The following is a 22889-nucleotide window of genomic DNA, read 5'->3' as shown; positions in this document are numbered from 1 at the left end:
TTCAGCCGGCCGGCAGCTCCGTTCGGCGGGCCCGCCATTTGCTCGGGCTGTCGCCGAACCGGCGGCGGAACCAGCGGGTGAAGGCACTGGGGGCGGCGAAGCCCAGCAGGTCGGAGATCTCGGTGAGACGGTAGCGCTTGTTGGACAGGTAGCGTTCGGCCAGTCCGGCCCGGACCAGGTCCACTGTCGAGGTGAAGGTCTCCCCGGTGGCGGCCAGATGCCGGTGCAGGGTCCGCCGGTCCATGCCCAGGCTGTGAGCTACCTGTTCGGCGCCACAGCGGCCGGTCGGCAACAACACCTCCACCAGGTCCCTGACCCGGTCCGTGGTGGTGACACCTCGTGGAGCGGCCAGCGAATCGAACATTCCGTCATGGCGGCTGACCGGTTCCGCGCCGGCGAGTATGTTCGCCGAGCCGAGGTCCTTGGCGTAGAAGACCAGGCCGGTGAAGTCGTGGCCGAAATGCACACGCCCGCCGAACAGCCGGTGGTAGGTGTCGACGTTCTCCGGTGCGTCGTGCGTGAAACACGCCGCCAGCGGTTGCCATCGGGATCCGATGACCTCGCGGACGATGCCGTGCAGGGCGCCGACCGCGAGTTCCTCGGCCTGCGCCGACGGCGCCGGCTCACCCATTTCGAACCACAGGCGTACGGACGCGAGCCCTTCCGCCTCCACGAGCCGGATGCGGATCGCCTCGTTGTAGCTGTGCTCGTAGCGGATCAGCAGACTGAGCGCGTCCCGCAGGGTGCTCTCCCCGCGCAGGGCGAGACTCAGCGGGCCCAGCGTCGACAGCCGGCGGTACTCGGCCAGCCTGAGCCCGAAATCGGCGTGCCCGCAAGCTCGGGCGGACAGCTCCAGCAGGCGGGCGACACGGACTGCCGGCACCCATTTGTCAGGGGTGGCCAGATCCGCCGGATCGAGGTCGACGGCGAGCATCAGGGCATCGGGATCGATGTCAAACGCCTGAGCGAGCTGTAGATAGCCACTCAATGTCGCGTATCTGAGAGAAGGTCGCAAACATCCCTCCGTGGTGTCCCGGTAGGGCAAGAAATATGTCCCGCTGAGTAAAGCATGTGGTGAGCGTCACGCCTACTGTTGCCGGTGTCACAGGACGTTCGCCCCTTGCGAGCGCCGTTTGTGAGTCCAACCGCAGCTGCTGTGGGCGGCACGCTACCCCTGGAGGTAATCCGTGGCGAAGGCCATCCGCTTCTACCGGTCCGGCGGGCCGGAGGTCATGCGGTGGGAGTCGGTGGAGGTGGGTGAGCCGGGTCCGGGTGAGGTTCGGGTACGGCATCACGCGGTCGGTCTCAATTTCGCCGACACCTACTTCCGCAGTGGGCTCTACCCGGCCGTACTGCCCGCCGGTCTGGGTGTGGAGGCGGCCGGTGTCGTCGAGGCGGTCGGGCCCGGTGTCGCGGCCTTCGCGGTCGGTGATCGGGTGACCTATACCGGTAGTCCGCTCGGTGCGTACAGCACCAGCCGGGTTATGCCGGCGGCTTCGTTGATCAGGCTGCCGGATGCGATCTCGTTCGAGACCGCGGCCGCGATGACCATGCGTGGCCTGACCTCGGCCTATCTGCTGCGGCGTATCGCCACGTTGGCGCCGGGTGACACGGTGCTGCTGCACGCGGCGGCCGGTGGTGTCGGTCTGATCTTCACGCAGTGGGCGAGTCTGCTCGGTATCAACGTGATCGGCACGGTCTCCACCGATGAGAAGGCCGCGGTCGCCCGGGCGCACGGTTGCGCGCACACCATCGTCTACCCGCGTGAGGATGTGGCCGCCCGGGTCCGCGAACTGACCGACGGCGCCGGTGTGCCGGTGGTCTACGACAGCATCGGCGCGACCACGTTCCACCAGTCGCTGAGGTCGTTGCGGCGCCGCGGGCTGCTGGTGTGTTTCGGTACCTCGTCCGGCCCGGTGCCGCCGATCGACGCGATGCAGCTGGCGATCCACGGCTCGGTGTTCGTCACCCGGCCGGCGCTGGCGGACTACATCGCGGACGAGAGCGAGCGGGCCGAACTCGCCGGCGAACTGTTCGACCACGTCGCGTCCGGCCGGATCAAGATCCAGATCAATCAGCGGTTCCGGTTGGAGGACGCCGTCGCCGCCCACCGGGACCTCGAGGCCGGTCGCAGCATCGGCTCCTCGGTCTTCACCGTCGACTGACATCGGAGGAATTCCATGCAGGACACCATCGCCGCGGCCGTCGAGCCGGTGGCAGCGCCCGAGAGCCCGTTCGAGGTGCATCCGCTGACGGTGCACATCGGCGCTGAGCTGCGCGGCGTGGATCTGGCCGAGGTCTCGCGCAGCGACGAACTGTTCGCCGAGCTCCGGTCGCTGCTGCTGCGGTACAAGGTGTTGTTCGTCCGTGATCAGGACATCAGCCGGGCCGAGCATGTGGCTTTGGCGGAACGGTTCGGGCCCCTGGAGGACCATCCGGTGGCCGGCAGCGACCCGGACCATCCCGGTCTGGTGCGTATCTACAAGGACCTGGACAGCCCGGCCGAACACTACGAGAACGCCTACCACTGTGATGCGACCTGGCGGGAAGCCCCGCCGCTGGGTTGTGTGCTGCGGATGGTCGAAGGCCCGCCGGTGGGTGGTGACACGATCTGGGTGAACATGGCCGAGGCCTATCGGCGGCTGCCCGACGAGGTGAAGGCCCGGATCGAGGGGTTGCGGGCGCGGCACAGCATCGAGGCGTCCTTCGGGGCGAACATGCCGATCGAGCAGCGTCTCGCCCTGCACCAGCGGTTCCCCGAGGCCGAACATCCGGTGGTCCGCACGCATCCGGAGACCGGGGAGAAGGTGCTGTTCGTCAACGCGTTCACCACGCATTTCACCAACTTCCACACGCCGGCGAACGTGCGGTTCGGGTTCGACTACACCCCCGGCGGCAGTGAACTGCTCAACTATCTGATCCGTCAGGCCGCCGTACCGGAGTATCAGGTGCGCTGGCGGTGGACGCGCAACAGCTTCGCGATCTGGGACAACCGCAGCACCCAGCACTACGCCGTACAGGACTACTGGCCCGCCGTCCGCAAGATGGAACGCGCCGGGGTCATCGGCGACAAAACATTCTAAACCCCCTCCCTCCCCCCTTGGACAGGAGACCCCCCTCATGCATTTCCATGACGATTCACTGTGGCCGGAAACCCAGGAGAAGCTGGTCATCACCGCGGCTCCCTACGGGCCGGAATGGGAGCCGGGCGACTTCCCCGAGGACATCCCGGTCACCATGGACCAGCAGGTTCAGGCCGCGGTCGACTGCTACAACGCCGGCGCCACCGTCCTGCACATCCACGTTCGTGAGCTCAACGGCAAGGGCTCGAAGCGGATGTCGATGTTCAACGAGTTGCTCGGCCGGCTGCGCGACGCCGTACCCGACATGATTTTGCAGATCGGCGGCTCGATCTCGTTCACCCCGGAGAACGACGGTGAGGCCGCCAAGTGGCTCGAGGACGAGGCCCGGCACCTGCTGACCACCCTCGACCCGGCCCCGGATCAGGTCACCATCGCCATCAACACCAGCCAGATGAACATCGTGGAGTTGATGACCGCCGACGACATCGCCGGCACCTCCTTCGAACGACCCGCACTGCACGAGGCGTTCCGTAACATGGTCGTCCCCGCCGAACCCGCCTGGGTCGAGGAACACCTCAAGCGACTGCGTGCGGCCGGTATCCAACCGCATTTCCAGCTCGCCCACAGCGCCCAACTCGAAACCGTGGAACGGCTGGTGCGTCGCGGTGTCTACACCGGGCCGCTCAACATCAGCTGGGTCGCGATCGGTGGCGGCTTCGACGGCCCGAACCCGTACACCATGATGGATTTCATCCGCCGGGTGCCCGACGGCGCGAGCCTGACCATGGAATCGATCATGCGCGCGGTGCTGCCGATCAACACCATGGGCATCGCCATGGGCCTGCACACCCGCTGCGGCAACGAGGACAACCTCTGGTACGCCAAGGGCGAGAAGATGACCTCCGTCCGGCAGGTCGAACAACTCGTCCGGATCGCCGGCGAACTCGGCCGCAAGATCGCCGACGGCAAGGAAGCCCGCGACATCTACAAGATCGGCGAGTACTGGGACAGCGCCGACGAAGCCCTCGCCAAGCTCGGCTACGCCCCCAACCGCAAACCCGGCCAGGTCGGCTTCACCTTCCACGCCTGAGCCCGGATCCCCCTGTTCGCTCGCGTGGGGTGCGCCGTGTCGTACCCCACGCCTTCACCCCCTTCTGGTCTCTCATAGCACCTTCCCCTCCCGGCTCATTCTTGGAGCGAGCATGGCCTTGCCAGTCAGTGCGGGCGTCGTGGCCCCGGCCTCCCCCCTCTCCCGGGTCTCCCGGGTCTTCCCCTGGGTCGTCTTCACGCTCACCTTCGGGCTGCTGCTGTCGGACTACATGTCCCGGCAGGTCCTGTCGGCGGTCTTTCCCTTCCTGAAGGAGGAATGGGGGCTCACCGACACCCAGCTGGGCAGCCTGACCAGCATCGTCGCCCTCACCGTCGGCGTTCTCGCGGTCCCGCTGTCACTGGTCGGCGACCGATGGGGACGGGTGCGGGCGATCGTCGTCATGGCCGTCGTCTGGAGCCTCGCCACCCTCGGCTGCGCCCTCGCCGCCGGATACGGACATCTACTCGCGGCCCGCCTGCTCATCGGCGTGGGCGAGGCCGCGTACGGCAGCGTCGGCCTCGCCGTCGTCCTCGCCGTCTTCTCCGCGAAGCGGCGCGCCTCACTCACCGGCGCGTTCATGGCCGCCGGCTCCTTCGGATCAGTGCTCGGCGTCGCCCTCGGCGGCGTCCTCGCCGTCCACTTCGGCTGGCGCTGGGCCTTCGCCGCCATGGGCATCTTCGGCCTCGTCCTCGCCGTCCTGTACCGGGCCCTGATCACCGAGCGGAAACTGACCGCCCACAAGATCGACGATGACGCTGAGACCGGGCCGTCGCTGGCCGCCGGAGAGCAGCGCGCCCGCCTGGCCACGCTCTTCTCCACCCCGGCGGTGGTCTTCGCCTACCTCGGTGGCGGGCTGCAACTGTTCATCACCGGCTCGCTGTTCGCCTGGCTGCCCAGCTACTTCAACCGGGCGTACGACCTGGCACCGGACCGGGCGGCGAAGGTTGCCGCGCTGTACATCCTGGTCATCGGGGCCGGCATGGTCGTCTGCGGCATGGTCACCGACCGTGTCGGGCGGGTCCAGCCACTCGGCAAGTGGACCGTCGCCATCGTCTTCGCCGCCCTGACCCTGGTCTTCCTCGGCGCGGGCTTCGCGATGCAACCGGGCGGACCGCAGAAGCTGCTACTCGCGGTCGGCTGCTTCTTCGCCGCCGGTACCACCGGACCGACGGGCGCGATGGTGGCGCGGCTGACCCACGAGTCGATCCGGGCCACCGCGTTCGGCACCCTCACCTTCTTCAACAACGTGCTCGGCCTGGCCGCCGGCTCGCTCGTGACGGGCATCCTCGCCGACCGGTTTGGCCTGGAAACCGCCATGCGATACGTCCCACTCGCCGCGGTCGGCGCCGTCATCCTGCTGATCGCCGGACGCCAGGCCTACCCGTCCAGCATCCGCCGACTCGAACCCGCGGCAGCCACCGACGCTCAGGACGGGGACACCGCGTGACCCCCGGCCCGGGCACGGTGATCATTACAGTGCCCGGGCTCCGCGGGCACGTACCCGACCACTGGCAGACCAGGCTCGCCGACGGCCTGGCGAACGTTCGGCCCGTCATGCCGCTCGGACGGGAGAATCCGAGCCTGGACGAGCGGGTGACGGCACTGCACATCGCGGTCGAGGCGGCCGGCGAACCGGTCGTGATCGTGGCGCACAGCGCCGGCGTGATCGTCACCGTCCACTGGGCCGCCCGCCATCCCGCAACCGCCCGGCAGGTGCGGGGCGCGCTACTGGCCACTCCACCGGACCTGGCGGCGCCACTACCCGCGGTCTACCCCTCGCTGTCCACCCTGGCCGACCAGGGCTGGCTGCCGATACCCCGGCTGCCATTGCCGTTCCCCAGCATCGTGGCGGCCAGCTCCGACGACTCACTCGGCGACCCGGCACGGGTCCGCGCCCTCGCCGGCGCCTGGGGCAGCCGCTACCACGAGCTCGGCGCCGTGGGCCATCTCAACCCGGCATCCGGTTACGGCGCGTGGCCCGGCGCCGAACCGCTGATCAACGAACTCGACCACGTGAAGGCACTGCCATGATCCTCAATCTCGCCACCCTGCTGGAAGACAGCGCCCGACGGCACCCGGACCGCGACGCGGTCGTGCTCGGCGACACCCGGCTGTCGTACGCCGATGTCGACCGGGCCGCTGATCAGGTGGCCGGTCTGCTGGTGGACCTGGGAGTCCAGCCGGGCGACCGGGTCGCCCTGTCCTGCCCGAACCTGCCGTACTTCCCGATCGCCTACTACGGCATCCTCAAAGCGGGCGCGGTCGTCGTACCGTTGAATGTGCTTCTCAAAGGCCGCGAAATCGCCTATCACCTGGCGGACTCGCAGGCCGCGGCGTACCTGTGCTTCGAGGGCACCGCCGAGCTGGCGATGGGCGCCGAGGGGTTCGCCGGCTTCCAGCAGACGCCCGGGTGCGAGCAGTTCCTGCTCATTACGGCCGACCCGGCGGCGGCCTCGCCGATCGAGGGCGCGCGGACACTCGGCCAGGCGCTCGCCGGCAGGTCCGGCGCCTTCGAGACGGCGGCCACGAACGAGACCGACACCGCGGTCATCCTCTACACCAGCGGAACGACCGGGCAGCCCAAAGGCGCCGAACTGTCGCACGGCAACCTGGTGTTCAACGCGCTCACCTGCAACCGCCTGTTCGGCAACCTCGCCACCGACCACGAGCGGCATCTGATCACGCTGCCGCTGTTCCACTCGTTCGGTTCGACCGTGCAGATGAACGCCGGGTTCGCGGTCGCCTCCACGCTCGTGCTGCTGCCCCGCTTCCAGGCGGAGCAGGCGGTGGAGCTGCTGCAACGGGAGAAGATCACCTTCTTTGCCGGGGTGCCGACGATGTACTGGGGCCTGCTCGGTGCGCTGCACGAGGGCGTTGACGTGGCGGAGATCGCCCGCAACATGCGGGTGGCCGTCTCGGGCGGGGCGTCGCTCCCGGTGGAGATCATCAACCAGGTCCGGGAGCGGTTCGGGGTGCAGATCCTGGAAGGGTACGGGCTGTCGGAGACCTCGCCCGTGGCCACCTTCAGCGACCCGGAGCGCGAGCCCCGGCCCGGCTCCATCGGCGTACCGATCTGGGGTGTCGAGGTGAAACTGATCGACGCCGAATGGAAGACCGTCGAGGGCGCGGACCAGATCGGCGAGATCGCCATCCGCGGCCACAACATCATGAAGGGTTACCACCGGCGGCCGGAGGCGACCGCCGAGGTGATGCGGGACGGCTGGTTCCGCACCGGGGACCTGGCCCGGCGGGACGAGGACGGCTTCTACTACATCGTCGACCGCGCCAAAGACATGATCATCCGGGGTGGCTTCAACGTGTACCCCCGTGAGATCGAGGAGGTGCTGCTGACCCACCCGGCGGTGTCCCTCGCCGCCGTCGTCGGGGTGCCGCACGCCTGCTACGGCGAGGAGGTCAAGGCCTTCGTGATCCGTACCGGTGCGGTCACCGAAGGCGAACTGATCGCCTGGTGCCGCGAGACCATGGCGTCCTACAAATACCCCCGCATCGTCGAGTTCGTCGACGAGCTGCCGATGACGGCGACCGGCAAGATCCTCAAGCGCGAACTGGCCGGTCGTTGACCGCGACGGACGTCGCCGCCCAGGCCCCGGCCGGCCGCCACCAGCAGCCGGGTCTCGCGCCCGGCCTGCTGATGGCCGCGGCCGGCCTCGGCGGGGCGCTGCTCGGCCACCGGATCGTTCCCCAGATCGGCGTGCTCACCTGGGCGGTCGCCCTCGGCGTCGCGGCCGCCAACCTCAACCTGCTGCCCCAGCGGGGCCGAGCCGTTCTCACCCGGCTGACCAAGCGGCTGCTGCGAGCAGGCGTGATATTGCTGGGGTTCTCGGTGTCGATCGATGCGATAGCCGCGCTCGGCGTACCCGTCATCGCCGCGGTCGCCGGCATGCTGCTCGCCACGCTCGTGGGCACCACCTGGCTGGGTACGCGGATGCGCCTGGGCGGGCCGCGCAGCCTGCTCATCGGCACCGGTGTGGCGATCTGCGGCGCGGCGGCCATCGCCGCCATGGAGGACGCCGCCGAAGCCGACGAGGAGGACGTCACCACCGCCATCGCGATGATCACTCTGTTCGGCACGATCGCGCTGACAGCGTTTCCGCTGCTGCGCTCGCCGTTCGGTCTCGACGACGTGCAGTACGGCGTGTGGACCGGCGCGTCGGTGCACGAGGTCGGTCAGGTCGTGGCCGCTGCCAGTCCGGCCGGTGCGGCCGTCGTCACCGTGGCGGTCGTCGTGAAACTCACCCGGGTACTGCTTCTCGCCCCGGTCGTCGCCGGTGTGAGCGCGCTGCGGCGGATCCGGTCATCCCGTACCGGCGGCGAGACCGCACGCCCTCCGCTGATCCCGCTGTTCGTCCTCGGCTTTCTCGCCTGCGCGGGATTGCGCAGCACGGGCGTCGTGCCGCAGGCGGCGCTCGGCTGGATCGGTACGCTGCAGACGATCGCGCTCGGCGTCGCCCTATTCGGGATGGGCACCAGTGTCCACCTCGCCTCACTGGTACGCCGCAGCAAGGGCTCGGTCCTGCTCGCGGCGGCGGCCACGCTCTTCATCACGGTCGGCGCGCTCGGCGCCACCCTGCTGGTCGTACACCGGTGAACGCCTCGTGGCCGCACGATGGCGGCCCTGGCCGGCGTGCTCCGATCAGGCGGTTGGTCCGAAGCCCGTACGAGCGGGATGTTTTGGACTAATATGGACACTCGGCCCACAGGTCTCGTGTCGCTGGCCGGAACCGAGTTGATCGGCTTCCAGCGGCCCCGCACCCTCGACGAGGTCAGCAGCCGGAGCCGGCCCCGTCGAGGCGTACGGCTGTCACTTCCTTCGGAAGGCGTCCTTGATCTTCTGACCGGCCTGCTTGAGATTTGCGGACCTCTGGTCCGCCTTGCCCTCGGCCTGGAGTTCCTTGTCGTCGGTGGCCTCGCCGATGGTCTGTTTCGCCTCGCCCGTGGCTTCCTGCGCCTTGTTCTCGATCTTGTCGTCGAGCCCCATGACGTTCCTCTCCCGCGCTCGCGCACGGACCTCGTCGGTTGACGACATCTCGCTGAGCAACGGTGCTGCGACTGGGATGCCCCGGTTCGGCGTTACGAAACCCTTCGACGGCCTTCGATCGGCTGCATGGCCGGCGGGGCGCCGTTGGAACGGGGTGCCGGCCGACCGCATCGAGCAGGTGACGAGCGGTTTTCCGTGCGAGATCATCGCCACCCTGCTCGCCTGGCGGGGATACCGCGGCGGATTGGCGGAGGTTCGGACCGGGCCGGCGGACATTGCGGAGACCAGGGGCTGCTCGAGTTCGTGCACGATCTGGGCCTGACCGGCGCCGCGGCCCTCGACGCCCTTGCCGGCTTGCTCACCACGTTCGCTGAGGTCGACGATGGCGTGGGTGCGGTGGTACCGGTGGCGGAATACCCGCCGTGACTCGGTTCGCCGTTCTCAGTCCGCGGTGGCCTGCGGTTTCAGCTCCTGCCAGGCCTCGTTCGAGCCGCGCCACGCGTCGGCGACGATCTGCGCCGTTCCGCGTCCCGGGCACTGCTGCACGCGATAGCTGCCCGCCGTCCCGCCGATCTGGACCAGGACGTCCCACTGAGAGCCGTCACTGCGGATGTAGACATCGCGCCGGAAGCGAGCGGTGCTGCTGCCGTTCCACCAGTGCTGTTGAACCATCATGCGGCGACCCTACAGGCGGCGGAGGCCGGCCCGTTCTTCCGTTCTGCGAAAGTGATCTATGTACGGCACGTCGCCATCTTGCCGGCTGCTCACGATGCTCCCGGAAGGTCACGGCCGGATGGGGCGGATATTGACCGCGTGGATTTCTCTGCGGCTCTGCGCGATGTCGAATTCGACCCGCTGGTTGTTCTCGATGCCCTGGGCGCCGGATCCCGCGATGGCGGAGAAATGTACGAAAACGTCCGTGTCGCCGTCATCGCGGGTGATCAATCCAAACCCCCTGTCGGCGCTGAGCCATTTCATGGTTCCGGAGATCATGATTACCCCTTGAATTTCAGAGACTGCGCCGGGCGTTCTTGCGTGCCGCCGAGCTGAGGGGCCGCGTCCAGGAGATCAAGACTGAACATCTGACGGATCACATTCCTGTCGGATGTTCGGCGAAAGGAGAATAAAATTGCAGCAGCGCAAACGTAGCACGGGCGGAACATCCCTCAGGTGCCAGATATGGTGGACAGGATGACGCGAATTCTGATCAGGGTCGATCCAGTGCCGCGCGGGTAGTGTGAGGGGCGAGCACGCCGCCAGGCGGGGCGACCCGGTCGGTGACGCGCCACCCATTCGAGGTGGCGCCACGGCGAACGCGGGCGGGTCGGCGCACGAGGCGTGAGGCTTCGGTGCCGCGCGATCCCAGGGTGACCTGGCGGCTCATTGCCGGCCGGTCGTATCGGCGTCCTGGCCGGTGGCCAGAGAGATCCGAATTCCGGTGCTCTTCTCCTCCATTGCGAATTCTTTACTTTGTCGGTCTCCGGGCGGCATCGCACCATCGATTTCCGCGTTTGAAATGTCCACTGTTCCGCCTTCGTGGCTCGACACGTCTCCCTCCGACGATGACAACCGTCGGGTGCCGGCCGTGCCGGCCTGCGTGAATGCGTGAAGGCGTGTGCCGGGGTTCACCGGCGTGCCGGCCGGTCCGGCGGCAGCCGCTCCTCAAGATCCAGTTCGCGTTCCGGTACACGCGGACCCTCGTCGGGCAGCCGCCAGGCATCGCGCCAGCGCAGGAACTCCTCCCGTTGGGCATCGATGGCCACCCGGCGGAGACGTATATCACCTCACCGAGAAGACAGGCGCCGAACGGTGTGGCCAGCGATACGGCATTCGCCGGCATCGGATCGCCGCTGAGCGGCTGGGACAGCAGGCGGGCAGCGAAAGTGACGAGTACGCCCACGGCCACGCCACCCGCGGCGGCGATGAGGAACTGGCCGAGCGCGGCCGGCGCCGAGAATCCGTCACCGATGGCCGCGGCGACCGCGACGCTCAGGATGGTGAGCGCGGTGGCGTCGTTCAAAAGGCCTTCACCCTGAATCACGGTGAGGATCCGGGGAGGAAGCCCGTAGACCGGCCCGGCCGGCGACCCACCGCACCACCGCGACGACGGCGACGGTCGCGAGGACAAAAGCCAGGATCGACACGACGTCCACCGCCCTATCCTCACGGACCCTCCGGAGCGACTTCGGAGCGCCGGCCGGACCGCCGGAAATCGCCGAGCCGGAAACTGGTTGCAAGATCCGGGGCCGGCAGCGGATTTCTGTGCTACGGTTGCCCCGTTGCAGTTTTGATTTCCGTAGACGTTTTCGGCGCCTGATGGGTTATCTGAAGCCCGTCCAGGCGCTTTTTCGTTTTCCGCGTCGATTCGACGTGGGTGATCAACACGGCGGCGTGAGAGTCCGCACAGTGCGGACTCCGACAGCTGTTAAGGAAATGACATGGCTACAGGTACCGTGAAGTGGTTCAACGGCGACAAGGGCTTCGGCTTCATCAGCCAGGACGGTGGCGGCCCCGACGTGTTCGCCCACTTCTCGGCGATCTCGGCGAGCGGCTTCCGCAGCCTTGACGAGAACCAGCGGGTGGAGTTCGACATCACCCAGGGTCAGAAGGGCCCGCAGGCCGAGAACATTCGGGCTCTCTGATCCCACCACTGCCGGCGGCGGCTCGACTGGTTCAGCGAGCCGCCGTCGGTTTTTCCTAAATGGCAATCCTCCGAGACTATTCCCTGAGGTGGCCTCAACCTCGATCCGCCGACACGGTTCCCTCCGCGCACGGTTGAATGGTTCTGGGCAGATCGGAATCGCCGATTGTCCGGGCTCTATTTCAACACGCGGGTCAGGCCCGTGCGGCTCACTCTCCCCCGCCGAGCAGGGTGTCGCCGACGAAGGCCGTCCCGCGGTCATGTGTCCGCCCGGTGCCGGGTCACCTGCGGGGTGAGGCGAAGACCGGCCGAGTGGTGATGCGGTGCCGGTGCCGACGGCAGTAGGTGCCCGTCGCGGACCTCGATGATCCGGTCGACCCGGGCCAGTGCGGCGGGGTGGTGCGAGATGACGAACGTGGTGCGGTCGCGGGTGAGCCGGTGCAGGCCGTCGAGCACCAGCGCCTCGGAGTCGCGGTCCAGGCCGGTGGTGGGCTCGTCGAGGATGAGGATCGGGGCGTCGTGCAGCATGGCGCGGGCGACGGCGATGCGCTGCCGCTGCCCGCCGGACAGGGTGCCGCCGCGTTCGCCGATCCTGGTGTCGAGTCCCTGGGGGAGCCGGTCGAGGAACTCGGTCACGTGGGCCCTGGTGGCCGCCTCCCACACCTGGTCGAGCGACGCCGCGGGATCGCCGTACCGGATGTTGTCCAGGATCGTGCCGTAGAACAGGAACGGTTCCTGCAGCACCAGGCTTATCTGCCGGCGCAGGTCGGCCAGGTGCAGGTCCCGGATGTCGATGCCGTCGAGCAGGATGCTGCCGGCCTGCGGGTCGTAGAACCGGGGGATCAGGCTGATCAGGGTGGACTTGCCGGCACCGGTGCGGCCCACGATGCCGACGTGCTCGCCCGGTTCGACGGCCAGGCTGGCCGCGTTCAGCACTCGCGGTTTCGCCGGGTCGTAGGCGAAGGTGACGTTGCGCAACTCCACCCGCCCGCGCAGGCGGCGGACCGGCCGGGCGTCGCGGGCCTGGGGGATCGTGTCGTCGGTGCCCAGCATGGCATCGACCCGTTCCGCGCTGGCCACGCCTTGACTCACGACGTAGGACATCTTCGACAGTGCCCGCATCGGCCGGTACAGCGACCGGAGGTAGCTGAGGAACACCAGCAGCACGCCCAGGCTCATCCGGCCGTCGAGCACGCGCTGGACCCCGACGTAGGTGACCAGCAGGGTGCCGGCGAGTGATATCAGCTCGATCAGTGGCGGCAGGCCGGCCCGGAGCTTGATCGCGCGGAGGCTGGCCGTCAGGCTCTCCCGGCTGTGGCCGGCGAACCGGTCGTCCTCGAGCCGTTCCCGGCCGAACGCCTGCACCACCCGGATCGCGCCCAGCGTCTCGTTGGTCATTGCCGCCAGGCCGGCATCGGCTTCCCTGGCCGACCGGGACGCGCGCCTGATTTTGCGGGTGAAGTGGTAGGTCACCAGGAACAGCGGCGGCGCGATGCTCAGCGCCAGCAGGCCGAAGGACGGTTCTACCAGCACCATCACCGCGGCGAGTCCGGCCAGCATCACCGCGTTCGGGATCAGCGTGTCGAAGATCGCCACCAGCATGTTCTGCGAGCGGTCGATGTCGGTGGTGAGCCGGGCGACCAGGTCGCCGACCCGCTGGTCGAGGTGGAACGACAGCGAGAGTCGCTGGACGTGGGCGAACAGCGCGCCGCGGATGGTGACGATTGTCCGTGCCCCGGCCCGGTTCATGAGCAGGTCGCTGATGTAGCCGATCAGCGCGGACAGGCCGACCAGGAGCACGGTCGCCGCCAGCGCCCGGATGAGGACGACGGACCGGTTGCCGCTCGATCCGGCGATCAGGGTGGGAAGCCAGCCGTCCTGGGCCTGGCCGCCGACGACCCCGTCGACGATCACCTGCAGTGGCCACGGCTGCGCCAGGGCGAGCAGTGTTCCCAGCACCACCAGCAGCGCGCCGGCGCCGAGGGCCGGCGCGTGCGGGAGCAGGAACCGCCGGAACCGCCACGCCGCCTTCAACATTCGCGGGCCCCGGGCCGGCCGGCGGTCACCCGACGGCGACCGGTGCGGGCTGCCCGATGTGCCGGTCACCCCGTTGCTCGACCAACGATGCGACGGCGGTGCCGAGACCCGCGGTAGGAATGCACGGCCCGGCCCCGGCCAGCTCGACCTCCTGGCAGGCGAGTGGACTGTTGGTCACGACCCCGGTGACCGCGAGAACGTCGTGGCCCATCTGGCGCAACTGCCTGGCTCCGGCGACGGCCGCGAGGCTTTCCCGGGTCGCGAGCACGATGTGCGCCGGTCCCAGCCAGCCGGAAAGTGCTCGCAGGATCATCTCGGTCTCGCGTTGCAGCAGCCCATCGGCGATCTCCAGCACCCCGACCTGGACTGCCGCGGCCTGAAGGTGGCCGGTCAGCCCGGCGACGATCGCCGCGAGGTCCGCCCGGTCGCAGCCGTCGGTCGACGGCCAGCCCATGTCCAGGAATTCGAGGACCGGGTCGGCGCCGGCGTCGCGGAACGACGACAGGTCGCGCGGGCTCGCCGTACCGGTGAGTTTGGCGGCGCCGACGCGGTAACCGGCGCAGGTGAGACCGTGGATGATCGACGCGCAGGCGGTTGTCTTGCCGGCGTCCATCGCCGAGCCGGCGACCACGATCCAGGTCGGCTTCGGGCCGATCGGCTGGGCGGGCGGCAGGAGGAACGACCGAACGTTGAGCGGGCGGTCCGCGTGGTGGGCCTGAGCGAGCACCCGAAGCGTCGTCGGCGGGGCCACCTCGGCGCTGCGCCCCACCACCTCACCGCAGAGGCCGGACGCACTGAGCATTTCGGTGACGTCCCCGGTGACGCGGCCGCGTCCTTGCAATGCTGACGTCGAGTACCGGTTGCCCACCACACACATGATCCGGTCCCCGGGGTAGAGCATGGTGCGCCGGCCGTCGGCGGTGTCGAGGTGTCGTAGCAGGGACAGGGTGATCACCTCACAGGCCAGTACGTCGCCGACGGTCGGAGACCCGACCGGCGACCAGGTCACGTCCAGCCCTGCCGGTAGCCGGCGGGTCATCCAGGCCGTCTTGGTGGGCGCGAAGTCCATGTCTGCCCTTTCTCTGCACCCGCCGTGCGCCCCGTCTCGGCGGGCACGGCGCCTGTCGTCCAACGAGGTCGTGGCCAGCGCTGATCCGGATGTTGATCTTATGCGGCTATTACGCCTGTTTAGCCGGTTTTAGGCAGACCTGCCTGGTCTTGGGCCGCACCTGCACCAGGTAAAAACTTGCACTCGGTAAAATCTTTTGTCTAGTCTCGGCGGTGTGACCGAAACCGACGGCGGCCTCCGGGAACGCAAGAAGCGACAGACCTGGGCCGCGCTGCGTGAGGCCGGGCTCCGGCTGGCCGCAGAACGCGGTGTCGAGAACGTCAGCGTCGAAGAGATCGCCGCCGCGGCCGGCGTGTCCAAACGAACGCTGTTCAACTACTTCGACACCAAGGAAGACCTGCTGTTCGGCCCCGACCCGGAAGAGCCGGAACGCCTGGCCGCAATCGTTCGCGCCCTGCCACCCGACGCTCCTGTCTGGATCTGCATGCGCGAGATCGTCCTCGGCTTCGTCGCCACTCACGAGGCGAAACTCCGCCTGCACAAACAGTTCCGCAACGTCACTCCCAGTGGCGTGCTCGAGAAGGCGCTGACCGCCTGCGCCGCCGCCCGGCATCCCGGCGAGGGCCTGCACGCCCGGCTGCTCACCGGCTCGGCCATGACCGTGATGCGCAGCGCTTTCGCCACCTGGCAGCCCGATCAGGAGTACGACCGGCTGAGCGTCCTCGTCCGTGAGGGCTTCGACCTGCTCGGTGCCGGGCTCGTCACCGAAGGACCCCACCAGGCATGACCTCCTTGCGTCCCCGGCTCACCCTGGCCGTGCTCGCCGCGTCCGCCATCATCGTGGCGATCCTGCAGACCATCGTCGTTCCCCTGCTGCCGACCCTGCCGAAGCTCACGAACAGCGCACCCGCCGACGTCAGCTGGATGGTCACCGTCACCCTGCTCACCGGCGCGGTCTTCACCCCGCTGCTCGGCCGGGCCGGTGACATGTACGGCAAACGCCGCGTCCTGCTCGGCGTCCTCGGCCTGCTGGTCGCCGGCTCCCTGCTCTGTGCCGTCAGCTCCCACCTTGCCGTCCTCATCACCGGCCGGGCGTTGCAGGGCGCCGCCCTGGCCGTGGTGCCGTTGGGCATGAGCATCCTGCGTGACGAGCTGCCACCGGACCGGATGATCTCCGCGGCCGCGATCATGAGTTCGACCATGGGTATCGGCGCCGCTTTCGGCATCCCGATCGCCGCAGCCGTCGTCCACTTCGCCGACTGGCACACCATGTTCTGGGTGGCCGCCGGCCTGAGCCTGTTGTTCATCGTCCTGATCCGGCTGATCGTGCCGGAATCGTCGGTGCGCACGCCCGGCCGCTTCGACATCCCCGGCGCTCTCGGCCTCACCATGGTCCTGGTCTTCCTGCTGACCGCGGTGTCGAAGGGCGCGGCGTGGGGCTGGTCCGCCCCGCGCACCTGGGGACTGTTCGCCGCCGCCGTCCTGATCGCCCCGTTGTGGGGCTGGTTCGAACTGCGCACCCGGCAGCCCCTGGTCGATCTGCGTACGACGGTCCGGCCCGCGGTGCTGTTCACCAACATGGCCAGCCTGCTCATCGGCTTCGCCTTCTATGCCAACACGCTGTCGACCGCGCAGTTGGTGCAGGAGCCGGAGTCCACCGGGTACGGGCTCGGCCTGTCGGTGATCGTCAGCGGCCTGTGCCTGATCCCCGGCGGTTTGGCGATGGCGCTGCTGTCACCGGTTTCCGGCCGTATCTCCACCCACCGTGGGCCACGGTTCACGCTGATGCTGGCCTGTGTGGTGATGGCCGCCGGATACACGGTACGGATCTTCACCAGCGAGACCCTGTGGACGATCGTGGCGGGCACCCTGTTCGTCGGCGCCGGTACCGCCCTGGCCTACTCCGCGCTGCCGAGCCTGATCATGATGGCGGTGCCGGTCCACGAGACCGCCGCCGCCAACGGCATCAACACCCTCATGCGATCGATCGGCCAGGCCGTCTGCAGCGCTGTGGTCGCCACGATCCTGGCCAACCTGACCATGACCGTCCCCGGCGGCGGCACCGCGCCGTCACTGAACGCCTACCTCGTCGTCTTCGCCGTCGCCGCTCTCACCGCTGCCACGGCACTCGGGGCCACCCTGCTGATCCCACGCCGCACCCCGGGCGAGTGCCCGCGCCAGGTCGGCGCGCGCGTTCCGGCGCGAAGACCCTGAAGATCAAATCCTCTGAGCGGGTCGGCGACAGCGGCCATCAGCAGGTGTGCGGTGTGCCTGTCCAGGTCACCGCGAACGCGCAGCCGCACCTGCTGCTCGGGCGAGGTGGCGATGCGGTCGATATCCAGATCGTTCGGGGCAGGAACGAGGTTCATGCGACTGTCCCGACGTAGAGGGACTCCCGGCCGAAATTGTATCCGCCACCGCGCACCGCACCGCGACAACGACACCCACCTGCGCCTGTACGCGCCGGCCGGCACCCCCGCGGACACCATCCTCTCGCTGGTGACCCTCGACCATCACACCCGAGACCCTGACGTGCGTCCGGAGGCGGATCTCTAGGCTGGGGGAATGAAGGTTCTGTCCATCCAGTCGGCGGTGGCCCACGGCCACGTCGGAAACTCCGCGGCCGTGTTCCCGCTCCAGCGCATCGGTGTCGAGGTCGTCCCGGTTCCCACGGTCAACTTCTCCAACCACACCGGGTACGGGGCCTGGCGCGGTCCGCTGCTTCCCCCGTCGGACGTCGCCGAGATCATCCTCGGCGTGGAGGAACGCGGAATCTTTCCACAGGTCGACGCCGTGCTGTCCGGCTACCAGGGCGGGGCCGGCATCGCCGACGTCATCATCGACGCGGTGCGCCGGGTGAAGGCCGCGAACCCGTCGGCCGTCTACGCCTGCGACCCGGTCATGGGCAACGCCAAGTCCGGATGCTTCGTCGCGCCCGAGATCCCGGTGCTGCTGCGCGACCGGGTCGTGCCGGTGGCCGACATCATCACCCCGAACCAGTTCGAGCTGGGCTTCCTGACCGGCACCGAGCCGGCAAGCATCGAGTCGACCATCGAGTCGGCCGACCTGGCCCGTGCCATGGGGCCGTCGACCGTGCTGGTCACCAGCGTGGAGCGCCCGGACCGGGAGGCGGGCACGATCGAGATGCTCGTCGTGGACGCCGCCGGCGCCTGGCTGGTCACCACCCCACACCTGCCGTTCAAGGCGAACGGATCCGGCGACGTCACGGCCGCGCTGTTCACCGCCCACTACGTGGCGACCAAGGACGCGGCGGTGGCGCTGGAACGTACCGCTTCCAGCGTTTTCGACCTGATCGACATGACCTACCGATCCGGCGAACGCGAACTCCGTCTGGTGCAGGCCCAGGACTTCTACGCCACACCGCGCATGCAGTTCAGCGCCAAACAGGTGCGCTGAGGTACGCCGCGGTCGCGGCGTGTCGTTGCTTCGATGCGGAGCGTGCCCCTATGGTGGCCGGGTGAATTCGGCTGACGTCGATATGTATTTCGATGATCGCAATACCGCCCGGGCCACCCGGGGGCGCTTTCGCTATCAGGACGAATGTGTTGCCCTGCGCTGCATCGCCAACCTCGCGTCCGGTGGTCTGACCTCGGTCGTCGTCGAATGGTCCACCGACTACATCGCGACCTTCGACGACCGGGATCCGGAACTGGTCTCGGTCAAGCACCGTGATCCCGGCACCGGTGACTGGACCCTGAGCAGGCTGGGTGAACCGCTTCGCGGCCTGCACATGGTCTGGCGGACGATGGACGAACGCTGCACCTGTGCATTCGTGTCGAGTTCCGGTGTCACCACGAATGCGCTGGGGAAACTTTCGGACATCGACCTCGACGGGGTGGGTGCCGCGGAGCGGGAGCGGTTTCTGCGTGCGCTCTCGCTGCCGGATCCGCCACTGCCCCGGCGGCCGGAGATGACCACGATCGGCATCAGCAACATGGCCGCAGCGCTCACCCTGATGGGCCGGGAGGAGCAGTATGCCGCCGAGTGCTACTCCGCGCTTCTGCGCCGCATCGAGCGGGCCGCCGTCGAGGAACCGATCGATCCCGTGGAACGGATTGCGCGGCTGACCGGATCGCTGCGATCGGTGCGTGAGCGGCGGGGGCCGAGTCAGGAAGCACAGACCTTGCGCATCGACGACCTGCGGGAGCTGGTCCTCGCCACCGAGGCCACCGCGGCACGTCGTACGCCGGCGCCGATCCGGTCGGCGGTCGTGGTGCGGGATCGGGGCGATCGGGAGATCGAGATCGGCGGCTCTCGTTTTCGGCTTACCGGGGAGCCGGAGGAACGGGAGGCGCCGGACGGGTCCTACCGGCTGCTGCGGTCGGGCGCCCGATATGTCACGGCGCCGTCCCGTGAGGTTCGGGTGACCCGGCTGGAGATCCTGGCCGAGACCCGGAAGATCGCGGAGTTGCGGCAGGAGGCGAAGCTCCACGACACGGTCGCCGGCCTGCCGAGGGTGCTGATCAGAGCCGAGACGCCGAACTCGTTCGCCTTCGTCACCGCGTCGCCGCCGGGGGAGCCGCTGCCCAGCGCCTACGGTCGGCCGCCCTATCCCAGGATCGCCCTGGACACGCTGGTGCGCGGGTTGCCGCAGGTCGCCCGTACCCTCGAAGGCTTGCATGCGTCCGGACGGGCGCATCGCGCGCTGCGGCCCGAGGCACTGATCGCGTCGCGTGATCGGTTGTGGCTGCGTGACGCCGGTCTGGCCGCGATGCCGGCGGTCGCGGGTGAGGGGCCGGCCGAATACCGGGCACCCGAGCAGAACCGGCCGATACTCACGCCGCCCGGTCCGGCCAGCGACGTCTATCAGCTCGCCGCGATCGTCTACCACCTGGCCACCGGGGAGCCGCCGGGAGGTGACCCGCCGCCTCCCGGGCTGCTGCGGCCGGAGCTGGCGCCGGAGCTGGAGGAACCGCTGCTGCGGGCGCTCGCGGACGAGATGGATCGGCGGCCGGCCCTGGGGGAGTTCGTGCACGCTCTCGGCGCGACGCTGCGGCGGGGTGGGACGGTCCGGTGCTGATCGACGCTCCGTCGCTGCTCAGGCTGAGCGGTCCGGTCGCGCTGGTGCCGGGTCTCTCTCTTCCTCAGTCGTACGCGGCCGCGCGCCGCGAGTATCCCCACCTCGCCGATCCCGCGTCGCTCGTGGCGGACCTGCACCGGCTCAGCGGGCAGGGCGGATTCCCGGTCGCGTTCGACGACAAGAACCGGTGGCTTCGCCTCTACGCGCGACGCGGCTCGGTGGCCGTGCGGCCGACCAAACAGGGCGACGCCTACTCGATCGAGTTCGTCGAACCCATGACACTGCGCAATCACGGCCGGCTGGCGCGCAGCAGGCTCCGGCTGACCGGTCCGGGCTGGTACTACGTGGCGCAGCTACGGGACGTGCCGTCCGGCTATCGGGCGCCGGACGCACAGATCCGCGCCGCCTGGCAGAAGGCGCGGACACCCCGCGAGGTGCCGGTGGCGCCGACGCGGCCCGCCCGCTACGACGCCTTCTGCGACGCGCTGGACCTGGTCATCGAGGGTGGTCGGCAGATCGAGGCGGCGAAGGACCCGGCCGAACGGATCCTGCCCTACTACGAGGTGCGCAGCGTGGCACAGCCGCGGCAGTCGGCCGCCGGGATCTACGACTTCCTGCTCTCCCGGCCCGGACCGGCGCAGCCGGGTTCGATGGTGGAGATCCAGGGCCAACCCGACCTGCGGGGCCGGGTGCGCGAGGTCGACGGGGAACGGGTGACCGTCGCCTTCGACAGCCCGGTCGACCGGCGCAGGATCCCGGAACGCGGCGAGCTCATCACGGCCGCGAACGATGTCGTGCCGCGGGTACAGGGCGATGCGGTCGCCAAGCTGCGCAACGGGTCCGCGCTGAACGCGAGCCTGGCCGCGGTTCTCATCGACGGGGCGTTCGCCGGATACCGCGAGCGGCCGGTCGAACCCGCCGAACCCCTCGACGACAACCAGGCTGTCGCATTGCGGCGAGCCCTGGCCGTACCGGATCTGCTGTGTGTGGTCGGACCGCCCGGAACCGGCAAGACCCGAACGATCGTCGAGATCGCCCGCGCGGCGGCGGCCCGGGGTGAGCGAGTGCTGATCGCCTCGCAGACCAACACCGCCGTGGACAACGTCATCGAACGGCTTCCGCCCGAACTGACCGCCATCCGGGTGGGCAACGAGGACCGGATGAGCGAGGCGGCCCGGCGCCGCACTCTCGCCCAGGCCGCCGGGGAGTTGCAGCGCCGTATCGCGGACCGGACCGACGCGACCGCGCAGCGGCTGGAACCCTGGCTGGGCGACGCGCCGCTCGCCGTACGCTGGCTCGATCGGCTCACCGGGGAACTCGCCTCGGCTGACGCGTCGATGGTGGCGCATGACGCCGCACTGGCCGATCAGCGATCGGCCGAGGCGGCCGTCGAGGCCCGGCACGGTGATCCGGTGCGGGCGAGCCTGGCCGGACTGCGGGCCGCTGAGCGTGCCGCGGCGTCGGCGTCGGAGGCGGTGCACCGGCTGGAGACGAGGCTGCGGCGGGCGGAGTCCCGTACCGGGGGGATCCTGGGATTCTGGTACCGCTCGGCGGCTCGCCGGCACCGCGACCGGCTCGCCGGGGCCGCGCCCCGGGCCGTCGCCGCCGACGCCGCCGGCCGATCCGCACGGCAGGAGTACGAGACGCTGCGCGCGGGCCTCGATCGTACGATCAAAGATGATCTTTCGGTGTGTGCGGCGAGGGACCGCGCGACGCAGGCGGAGACGGCCGCACAACGGTCGCGGGAAGCGGCCCGCCAGGCGGCGCGGCGGTTGGCCCGCCTGGTGGCCGGGCTGGAACCGGCACCGCCACCGGAACCCGACGTCGCCGCCTTCGCCACCTGGTGCCGAGCGCAGGCGCCACTGCTGCGGGAACGGGCGCAACTCCTCGCCGACTGGCGGGCCAGGCTGGAACAGCCGAGCGAACAGTTGCACGCCGAACTGATCCGCTACGCCGATGTCATCGGCGCCACCTGCATCGGGGTCGGGGTCCAGCGCAACCGGCTCGCCGACCTCGACTTCGACCTGGCCGTCGTCGACGAGGCGGGGCAGATCCCCCTGCCGTCCACCCTCGTTCCGCTGACCCGGGCCCGCCGTGCCGTGCTCGTCGGCGACCATCACCAGCTGCCGCCCTATGTCGACGACGACGTCCGGGAATGGCTGGCGCAGCGGGACAAGACCGGCGTGGACGAGAATCTGGTACGGGAGCTGCTCACGCACAGCGCCTTCGAGCGGCTCCTGCTCCGGGCGCCGGACGACAACCAGGTCCTGCTCGACCGGCAGCGCCGGATGCCGGCGGTGCTGGCCGACTTCGTCTCCGGGCAGTTCTACCGCGGCCTGCTGAAGACCGCGAACGGGGACCGGCCGCCGTCACCGCTCTTCCGCAGCCCGCTCGCGATCGTCGACACCTCCGGGCTGCCCGAGCCGCAACGGTCCGAGCGGCGCCGGGAACGCACCGAGACCTGGCAGGCCGCCGGCTGCGACAACCGCACCGAGGCGGGGCTCGTCGTCCGTCTGGTGCAGTGGTACGCCGCGCACGGATGGGACTGGGCGGTGATCGCGCCGTACAAGGCCCAGGTTCAGCTGATCGACATCCGGTTGCGGACGCTGCTGGGCGACGAGGCGACCCGGGAGCGGGTCGGCACGGTCGACACCTTCCAAGGTCAGGAGCGTGACATCGTGATCTTCAGCTTCACCCGCAGCAACGCGGGTGGATCGGTCGGCTTCCTCAGTGAACTGCGCAGACTCAACGTCGCGATCACCCGGGCGCGGGACCAGCTCGTCCTGGTGGGAGACCGCGGCACGCTGACCCGGGCCAGGGACGCCGGCTTCCGCCATCTGGCCCGTGAGCTCTTCCGGTACGCGGATCAGCACGGCGACGTCCTGCCGGCCGAGGAGCTGCGGGACCGTTTGACGGCGGCGCGGTGAGC

Annotated in this window: 21 protein-coding genes and 1 pseudogene; 14 read left to right on the top strand and 8 right to left on the bottom strand. The window is 69.2% G+C overall.

From position 1 onward, the window contains the following. Nucleotide 1: 1 nt before the first annotated feature. Nucleotides 2–988, bottom strand: a complete 987-nt coding sequence (locus BJ964_RS46405) for an AraC family transcriptional regulator (protein ID WP_262480344.1) — start codon at nt 986–988, stop codon at nt 2–4. A 199-nt stretch (nt 989–1187) separates the two neighbouring features. On the opposite strand from BJ964_RS46405, the gene BJ964_RS46400 reads away from it, so the two are divergent. The 7 genes from BJ964_RS46400 to BJ964_RS46370 all read left to right on the top strand — a co-directional run bounded on the left by BJ964_RS46400 (nt 1188) and on the right by BJ964_RS46370 (nt 8782). Next, on the top strand, nt 1188–2165 hold the full coding sequence (locus BJ964_RS46400; RefSeq protein ID WP_188126613.1) for a quinone oxidoreductase family protein: 978 nt from the start codon (nt 1188–1190) through the stop codon (nt 2163–2165). 15 nt (nt 2166–2180) lie between these two features. Next, the gene (locus BJ964_RS46395; RefSeq protein WP_188126612.1) at nt 2181–3083 is read left to right on the top strand and encodes a TauD/TfdA dioxygenase family protein; all 903 of its coding nucleotides are present in this window, start codon (nt 2181–2183) and stop codon (nt 3081–3083) included. Between the two features lie 37 nt (nt 3084–3120). Next, nucleotides 3121–4173, top strand: coding sequence for a BKACE family enzyme (locus BJ964_RS46390; RefSeq protein ID WP_188126611.1), 1053 nt, complete (start codon nt 3121–3123; stop codon nt 4171–4173). 112 nt (nt 4174–4285) lie between these two features. Beyond that, a complete protein-coding gene (locus BJ964_RS46385; RefSeq protein ID WP_188126610.1) occupies nt 4286–5620 on the top strand; it encodes an MFS transporter in 1335 nt (444 codons plus the stop codon). Further along, nucleotides 5617–6204 carry an RBBP9/YdeN family alpha/beta hydrolase gene (locus BJ964_RS46380; protein WP_188126609.1) on the top strand — a complete coding sequence of 196 codons (588 nt, stop codon included), beginning with the start codon at nt 5617–5619 and terminating at the stop codon, nt 6202–6204. The genes BJ964_RS46385 and BJ964_RS46380 overlap by 4 nt, the downstream gene beginning before the upstream one ends. After that, entirely contained in the window at nt 6204–7754 is a 1551-nt protein-coding gene (locus BJ964_RS46375; RefSeq protein ID WP_188127562.1) for a long-chain-fatty-acid--CoA ligase, read from the top strand. The genes BJ964_RS46380 and BJ964_RS46375 overlap by 1 nt, the downstream gene beginning before the upstream one ends. Then, entirely contained in the window at nt 7751–8782 is a 1032-nt protein-coding gene (locus BJ964_RS46370; protein WP_188126608.1) for a YeiH family protein, read from the top strand. Before BJ964_RS46375 ends, BJ964_RS46370 begins: the two co-directional genes overlap by 4 nt. 213 nt (nt 8783–8995) lie before the next feature. Here the strand turns inward: BJ964_RS46370 and BJ964_RS49450 are convergent, their stop codons facing one another. Beyond that, nucleotides 8996–9379 (bottom strand): CsbD family protein, encoded by a 384-nt coding sequence (locus BJ964_RS49450; protein WP_307838060.1) that lies wholly within the window; start codon nt 9377–9379, stop codon nt 8996–8998. 96 nt (nt 9380–9475) lie between these two features. On the opposite strand from BJ964_RS49450, the gene BJ964_RS48920 reads away from it, so the two are divergent. Further along, nucleotides 9476–9598: a hypothetical protein gene (locus BJ964_RS48920; protein WP_262479442.1), complete on the top strand. Its 123-nt coding sequence runs from the start codon at nt 9476–9478 to the stop codon at nt 9596–9598. Between the two features lie 15 nt (nt 9599–9613). Here BJ964_RS48920 and BJ964_RS46360 read toward each other — a convergent pair whose 3' ends face one another. The 4 genes and pseudogenes from BJ964_RS46360 to BJ964_RS49440 all read right to left on the bottom strand — a co-directional run. After that, on the bottom strand, nt 9614–9847 hold the full coding sequence (locus tag BJ964_RS46360; protein WP_188126607.1) for a hypothetical protein: 234 nt from the start codon (nt 9845–9847) through the stop codon (nt 9614–9616). A 108-nt stretch (nt 9848–9955) separates the two neighbouring features. Next, nucleotides 9956–10165, bottom strand: coding sequence for a cold-shock protein (locus BJ964_RS46355; RefSeq protein WP_188126606.1), 210 nt, complete (start codon nt 10163–10165; stop codon nt 9956–9958). Between the two features lie 632 nt (nt 10166–10797). Next, entirely contained in the window at nt 10798–10935 is a 138-nt protein-coding gene (locus BJ964_RS49445; protein ID WP_229807424.1) for a hypothetical protein, read from the bottom strand. A 14-nt stretch (nt 10936–10949) separates the two neighbouring features. Continuing rightward, nucleotides 10950–11339: pseudogene (locus BJ964_RS49440) on the bottom strand (cation:proton antiporter domain-containing protein); the annotation flags it as partial. Between the two features lie 271 nt (nt 11340–11610). Between BJ964_RS49440 and BJ964_RS46345 the strand changes: the two are divergent. Beyond that, nucleotides 11611–11814, top strand: a complete 204-nt coding sequence (locus BJ964_RS46345; RefSeq protein ID WP_188126605.1) for a cold-shock protein — start codon at nt 11611–11613, stop codon at nt 11812–11814. Nucleotides 11815–12071: 257 nt separating this feature from the next. Here the strand turns inward: BJ964_RS46345 and BJ964_RS46340 are convergent, their stop codons facing one another. Both BJ964_RS46340 and BJ964_RS46335 read right to left on the bottom strand, forming a co-directional pair. After that, on the bottom strand, nt 12072–13850 hold the full coding sequence (locus tag BJ964_RS46340) for an ABC transporter ATP-binding protein (RefSeq protein WP_188126604.1): 1779 nt from the start codon (nt 13848–13850) through the stop codon (nt 12072–12074). Nucleotides 13851–13875: 25 nt separating this feature from the next. Then, nucleotides 13876–14919, bottom strand: coding sequence for a hypothetical protein (locus tag BJ964_RS46335; RefSeq protein WP_188126603.1), 1044 nt, complete (start codon nt 14917–14919; stop codon nt 13876–13878). A 214-nt stretch (nt 14920–15133) separates the two neighbouring features. Between BJ964_RS46335 and BJ964_RS46330 the strand changes: the two genes are divergently transcribed. The 5 genes from BJ964_RS46330 to BJ964_RS46310 all read left to right on the top strand — a co-directional run bounded on the left by BJ964_RS46330 (nt 15134) and on the right by BJ964_RS46310 (nt 22887). After that, on the top strand, nt 15134–15706 hold the full coding sequence (locus BJ964_RS46330) for a TetR/AcrR family transcriptional regulator (protein WP_188126602.1): 573 nt from the start codon (nt 15134–15136) through the stop codon (nt 15704–15706). Beyond that, nucleotides 15703–17133 (top strand): MFS transporter, encoded by a 1431-nt coding sequence (locus BJ964_RS46325; RefSeq protein WP_188126601.1) that lies wholly within the window; start codon nt 15703–15705, stop codon nt 17131–17133. The genes BJ964_RS46330 and BJ964_RS46325 overlap by 4 nt, the downstream gene beginning before the upstream one ends. A 351-nt stretch (nt 17134–17484) precedes the next feature. Next, on the top strand, nt 17485–18336 hold the full coding sequence (gene pdxY / locus BJ964_RS46320; RefSeq protein ID WP_188126600.1) for a pyridoxal kinase PdxY: 852 nt from the start codon (nt 17485–17487) through the stop codon (nt 18334–18336). Between the two features lie 61 nt (nt 18337–18397). Then, a complete protein-coding gene (locus tag BJ964_RS46315; RefSeq protein ID WP_188126599.1) occupies nt 18398–19960 on the top strand; it encodes a protein kinase family protein in 1563 nt (520 codons plus the stop codon). Next, entirely contained in the window at nt 19954–22887 is a 2934-nt protein-coding gene (locus tag BJ964_RS46310) for a DEAD/DEAH box helicase (RefSeq protein WP_188126598.1), read from the top strand. The genes BJ964_RS46315 and BJ964_RS46310 overlap by 7 nt, the downstream gene beginning before the upstream one ends. Nucleotides 22888–22889 lie beyond the last annotated feature (2 nt).

The organism is Actinoplanes lobatus (assembly GCF_014205215.1).
GTDB lineage: Bacteria > Actinomycetota > Actinomycetes > Mycobacteriales > Micromonosporaceae > Actinoplanes > Actinoplanes lobatus.
Note: the sequence above shows the minus strand (reverse complement) of the source record. Positions and strands in the feature narration are given on the sequence as shown.